This is a genomic window from Anaerobium acetethylicum (assembly GCF_900096945.1).
GTDB lineage: Bacteria > Bacillota > Clostridia > Lachnospirales > Lachnospiraceae > Anaerobium > Anaerobium acetethylicum.
Genome location: NZ_FMKA01000087.1, coordinates 1 through 2,105, shown reverse-complemented (window position 1 = coordinate 2,105; position 2,105 = coordinate 1). Strand labels below are relative to the sequence as shown.

The 2,105-nt window shown below is 37.0% G+C and carries 2 protein-coding genes; both read left to right on the top strand.

What is annotated here, in order from left to right; translation table 11 throughout:
* Positions 1 to 152: 152 nt before the first annotated feature.
* The gene (locus tag BJR36_RS19880) at positions 153 to 1,898 is read left to right on the top strand and encodes an IS1634 family transposase (protein ID WP_091237166.1); all 1,746 of its coding nucleotides are present in this window, start codon (positions 153 to 155) and stop codon (positions 1,896 to 1,898) included.
* Positions 1,876 to 2,091: a hypothetical protein gene (locus BJR36_RS19875; RefSeq protein ID WP_091237165.1), complete on the top strand. Its 216-nt coding sequence runs from the start codon at positions 1,876 to 1,878 to the stop codon at positions 2,089 to 2,091. The genes BJR36_RS19880 and BJR36_RS19875 overlap by 23 nt, the downstream gene beginning before the upstream one ends.
* Positions 2,092 to 2,105 lie beyond the last annotated feature (14 nt).

The window sequence follows — 2,105 nt, the reverse complement described above, 5'->3', positions numbered from 1 at the left end:
TGCTAACTTCCCAAAACCGTCATACTCATAGCACTCCAAAAAGTGTCTAAAACACGCATAAATACTGGATTTTACCACGATTTCCACTTGCCAAATCGTGGTATTTTTGTTATAATTATTGAGTAGGATATCATGCTCAATGGAGGTGCGAAATGTATTACAACTTTCTTGTTAAAATCCCTGAAAATACCGGAAAGATTTCAAAAAACAAACGCGGAAATACAACATATATTGAATACACTTATGGGAGAAAATATAATCCTGATAAGAAGTATAATGTTCCTCAGAGAACAACTATTGGAAAGATGTCATCCAGCGATGATACCAAGATGTATCCAAATCCAAATTTCGAAAAATACTTTCCCGATGTAGCACTTCCGGAAGAAAATGATGAGTCATCAAGAAGTTCCTGTGTTAGAGTTGGGTCTTATCTTGTTATCAAGAAAATCGCAGAAGATTACCAACTCTTTGACCATCTGGACAATTGGGATGATCGAGGCAAAGGTCTTTTACTTGATCTTGCTGCATACTCCATTATTTCAGAAAATAATGCGGCTCAACATTACCCTGAGTATGCATATAATCATCCACTTATGACACCGGAACATAAGATTTATAGTGATTCAACGATATCAAGATTCCTAACAGAAATCTCAGCGGATGATCGAGTGAATTTCTTAAATAGCTGGAATGAACATAGAAATCATGATGAAAGAATTTATATTTCTTATGACTCCACCAATAAAAATTGTAAAGCCGGTGACATCGAAAAAGCAGAATATGGTCACCCCAAGAATGATGTCGGTGCACCTGTTTTCAATTACTCTGTTGCTTATGATATGAATAATCAGATTCCATTACTGTATGAAAGTTATCCGGGAAGCATTGTTGATGTATCACAGTTGCACTACGTGATAGAAAAATTTCAAGGATATGGCTATAAGAATATTGGATTTGTGCTAGATAGAGGGTATTTCAGCAAGGACAATATAAAATATATGGAATCCTGCAACTATGATTATGTCATAATGGTTAAGGGGAAAGCATCTTTTGTGCACCAATTGATAACGGATCACAAGGGAGAGTTTGAACTAAAAAGATCCTGCTTTATAAAGGAATATCTTACCTATGGCACAACAATTCGAGCAAAACTCTATATTGACGATGAACAAGATAGTTATTTTCATCTGTATCACAAAACAAGCAAGGAAAATGCAGAACTTATGCAGTTAGAAACTATGCTACAGCGTATGGAAAACACAATGGAGAAATATAAAGGAAAAGAAATCACTTTTGGAAGTCCCTACGAACATTACTTTGACCTAACTTATCATGAAAAGGCGGGTGTACGTAAATTTTATGGCTATAAAGAGCGAGCAGATATCATTGAGAAAGAAATGCAACTCTGTGGATACTTTACGATCGTGACTTCAAAAAAGATGTCTGCCCAGGAAGCGCTTGCGCTATATAAAAGCAGAGATGCATCAGAGAAGCTGTTTTGCAGTGATAAGTCATTTTTAGGAAATCATTCACTCAGAGTGTCCGGAAATGATGCCCTCGAATCAAAGATTTTTATCGAATTTATAGCATTAATCATTCGAAGCAAAATATACACTCTGTTACGAAAACGAATGGCAGAAATGTCAAAGAAACCAAACTATATGACGGTTCCGGCTGCGTTACGCGAACTTGAAAAAATAGAATTGATCAAACAGCCCAAAGGCCATTATAAGCTTGATCATGCCATTACAGCTACTCAGAAAACGATACTAGGAGCATTTGGACTTGATGAAGATACCATACGCGCAAAAGCAATCGCTGTCGGAATGGAACTTGCGAAGTCTGCAAAACCGGAAAAGGAGGAAAAGGAAGAAGATGGCTCGGACCAAAACTACTAAATCGATAGAAGCAAAAATAGCTGAGACTGAGGAAAAATTCAGAAAACTCAAAGAAAGATGTGACAAGGTTGCATCTGAACTCGATGAGCTTTATGTAGAGAAGCAGAAACACGAAAACGAGGAACTCATAGCGGCGATACAAAATAGTTGTAGGAGCCGCGCTGAGATTATTGCTTTCTTAGAGAGCAAGTAATCTATATCCCAATG